This window comes from Bradyrhizobium genosp. SA-4 str. CB756 (genome assembly GCF_000473125.1).
Classification (GTDB): Bacteria; Pseudomonadota; Alphaproteobacteria; order Rhizobiales; family Xanthobacteraceae; genus Bradyrhizobium; species Bradyrhizobium arachidis.
In genome coordinates, this window is record NZ_AXBC01000011.1 from 1 (window position 1) to 3,299 (window position 3,299).

General features: G+C 67.4%; 4 protein-coding genes. All 4 read right to left on the minus strand.

Translation table 11 applies throughout. The features are described 5' to 3' along the window. Positions 1-161 (minus strand): chemotaxis protein CheW (locus BRAGE_RS47480; protein ID WP_209440377.1); only part of this gene is annotated, 161 nt, incomplete at its 3' end. Between the two features lie 66 nt (positions 162-227). After that, positions 228-2,045 (minus strand): methyl-accepting chemotaxis protein, encoded by a 1,818-nt coding sequence (locus BRAGE_RS0100010; protein WP_028146169.1) that lies wholly within the window; start codon positions 2,043-2,045, stop codon positions 228-230. 60 nt (positions 2,046-2,105) lie between these two features. Next, a complete protein-coding gene (locus tag BRAGE_RS0100015; protein WP_027549415.1) occupies positions 2,106-2,582 on the minus strand; it encodes a chemotaxis protein CheW in 477 nt (158 codons plus the stop codon). A gap of 66 nt (positions 2,583-2,648) precedes the next feature. Beyond that, on the minus strand, positions 2,649-3,299 hold a 651-nt coding region (locus BRAGE_RS0100020), incomplete at its 5' end, for a methyl-accepting chemotaxis protein (protein WP_028146170.1).

Below are 3,299 nucleotides of genomic sequence, written 5' to 3' on the forward strand. Positions count from 1 at the left end.
GAGCCGCTGCCGCGCACGTCGATCATGCCGAGCAGGAAATTCGGCGCATGCGGCAGGCGCGAGATCGGCCGCATGTCGAGGATTTCACGGACGTTGCGGATGCTGATGCCGAACGTCTCGCCGGCGAGCCCGAGCGTCAGATATTGCGAGGTTGCGGCCATGTTGCAGTCCAGGGATCCCAGGTTTCGTGAAGTGCGCGGTCCGGCTCGGGGCCGGACCGGCTTTGATCAGCGTTGAAACTCGGCGTCGCGGTCGTCTTCGCCGTCATGCATGTCGAACGCGAAGCCGCCACCGCCGGCGACCTTCGTCGCGCGCGCGGGCTTGCGGGCGGGCGCGGGTTTCTTCGCCCCGCGATCCGCCGCCGCCATGTGCGCGGCCTTGGCGCGGAGCTGGCCGACCGCGCGGTCGATCGGCGCGGGGGCGGCACTCTCACTGCGTCCGCCCTGCTCGATGCGGAAGAACGAGATGGTCGACTGGAGCTGCTCGGCCTGCGAGGCGAGCTCTTCCGAGGTCGAGGACACCTGCTCGGAGGCGCTGGCGTTCTGCTGGCCGACCTTGTCGAGCTGCTGGATCGCCTGGTTGATCTGGGCCGAACCGACGTCCTGCTCGCGGCAGGCCGCGGTGATCTCCTCGACGAGCTCCGCCGTCCGCTTGATGTCGGGGACGAGCTTGGAGAGCATGGAGCCTGCCTCCTGCGCCACCTTGACGGTCTCGGCCGAGAGCGTGCCGATCTCGGCCGCAGCCGCCTGGCTGCGCTCGGCGAGCTTGCGCACTTCGGAGGCGACCACCGCAAAGCCCTTGCCGTGCTCGCCGGCGCGCGCGGCTTCGACCGCGGCGTTGAGCGCGAGCAGGTCGGTCTGGCGAGCGATCTCCTGCACGATCGTGATCTTCTCGGCGATGGTCTGCATCGCGTTGACGGCGCGACCCACCGCGGCGCCGCTGGCTTCGGCGTCCTTGGCGGACTGCGCGGCAATCTTCTCGGTCTGGTTGGCGTTGTCGGCGTTCTGCTTCACGTTCGAGGCCATCTCCTCCATCGAGGAGGAAGCCTCTTCCGCAGACGAAGCCTGCTCGGTCGCGCCCTGCGAGAGCTGCTCGGCGCTGGCGGAGAGCTCCTGGCTGCCGGCGGAGACGTTCTGCGCCGCGGTCAGGGCTTCCGACACGATCTGGCGGAGCTTCTCCACCATGCGCTCGAGCGCGAGGCCGAGCGTATCCTTGTCCGACAGCGGCTTGGCCTCGACCGTGAGATCGCCCTGCGCGATCTGGTTGGCGAGCGCCGCCGTCGCGTTCAGGTTCACCGTCATCGCGTTCAGCGACTTGATCAGGTCGCCGATCTCGTCGTTGCTGGACGACTCGATCTTGTGGCTGAGATCGCCGATCGCCACCGCATCGGCGAGGCCGACGGCCTGCGCCAGTGCGCGGCTGATGTTGAGCGCGATCCAGGTCGCTGCAGCCGCGGCGATCAGCAGCGAGGCGATCACCAGGCTCATCAGGATCATCTCGGCGCGGGCGCCGTCCTGCTTGGCCTGTTCGGCCTGCTCGGCCATGTTCTTCCTGACGTTCTTGATGTAGCCGTCGGCCGCTTCGATCGCGTCCGCAACGACCTTGCGGCCGTCATGCATGGAACGGTCCAGCGCCTGCGGCTTGTCGGTCTTCGCGAGGCGGACCGTCTCGTCCTGATAGGCGTTCAGCTTGGCGAACGCGACATTGAAGCTCTCCATCAGCTTCTTGCCGCTCTCGCTGGCCGCCGCGTAGATCTCGTCCTTGGACTTGGCGACCGCTTCGCGGTTCTTGATGAGATCAGCCCGGAACTGCTCGTGCTCTGCGTCGGACGCTGCGAGGATGGAGTTCTTCTCCGAGCGCACGAGGAAGAGAATGCCCTCCTTCAGCTCGGCGGCCTTTTCCATGCGGCCCGCACGACTGACCAGCAACTCGGTGGTGCCGACCATGTCGGCGAGCTTCATGTAGCCGACCGCGCCGGCGATCATGGACAGCAGGATGACGACGCCGAAGGCGCTGGCAAGCTTGGCTTTGACGGTGAATCTCATGTCAGTCTCGTTGGTTCGAATTGGGGTGCTTACGCTTGTCCACGCTTCACTCTTGCAAACTCAGGCGGCGCGGGGCGCATCGCGCCCTTCCGGGATCTCGTCATGCGCCATCAGCTTGGCGAGGTCGAAGATGACGACGAACTTCTCGCCCTTGCGGCCGATGCCGGCGGCGTAATCGGACTGCCATTTGCCCCCGACCTCGGGGATCGGCTCGATCGCCTGCTCGTCGATGTCGGTGACCTCGAACACGCAGTCGGCGACGAAGCCGACACCAACCAGGCGGTCCTTCATCGGCACGTCGAGGATGATGATGCGGGTCGCCTCGGTGGCCGCCACGCTGGGCAGGCCGAGCTTGGTCCGGAGGTCGACGATCGGATAGCCGCTGCCGCGCACGTCGATCATGCCGAGCAGGAAATTCGGCGCATGCGGCAGGCGCGAGATCGGCCGCATGTCGAGGATTTCACGGACGTTGCGGATGCTGATGCCGAACGTCTCGCCGGCGAGCCCGAGCGTCAGATATTGCGAGGTTGCGGCCATGTTGCAGTCCAGGGATCCCAGGTTTCGTGAAGTGCGCGGTCCGGCTCGGGGCCGGACCGGCTTTGATCAGCGTTGAAACTCGGCGTCGCGGTCGTCTTCGCCGTCATGCATGTCGAACGCGAAGCCGCCACCGCCGGCGACCTTCGTCGCGCGCGCGGGCTTGCGGGCGGGCGCGGGTTTCTTCGCCCCGCGATCCGCCGCCGCCATGTGCGCGGCCTTGGCGCGGAGCTGGCCGACCGCGCGGTCGATCGGCGCGGGGGCGGCACTCTCACTGCGTCCGCCCTGCTCGATGCGGAAGAACGAGATGGTCGACTGGAGCTGCTCGGCCTGCGAGGCGAGCTCTTCCGAGGTCGAGGACACCTGCTCGGAGGCGCTGGCGTTCTGCTGGCCGACCTTGTCGAGCTGCTGGATCGCCTGGTTGATCTGGGCCGAACCGACGTCCTGCTCGCGGCAGGCCGCGGTGATCTCCTGGACCAGTTCGGCGGTCTTCTTGATGTCGGGCACGAGCTTGGCCAGCATGTCGCCGGCTTCCTGCGCGACCTTCACGGTCTCGGTCGACAGCGTGCCGATGTCGGCTGCCGCCGCCTGGCTCCGTTCGGCGAGCTTGCGCACTTCGGAGGCCACCACCGCAAAGCCCTTGCCGTGCTCGCCGGCGCGCGCGGCTTCGACCGCGGCGTTGAGCGCGAGCAGGTCGGTCTGGCGTGCGATCTCCTGCAC

Bases quoted from the DNA above. Each gene is read 5' to 3' on its own strand.
- BRAGE_RS0100010 (WP_028146169.1), bottom strand. From the start codon at position 2,045: ATGAGATTCACCGTCAAAGCCAAGCTTGCCAGCGCCTTCGGCGTCGTC.
- BRAGE_RS0100015 (WP_027549415.1), bottom strand. From the start codon at position 2,582: ATGGCCGCAACCTCGCAATATCTGACGCTCGGGCTCGCCGGCGAGACG.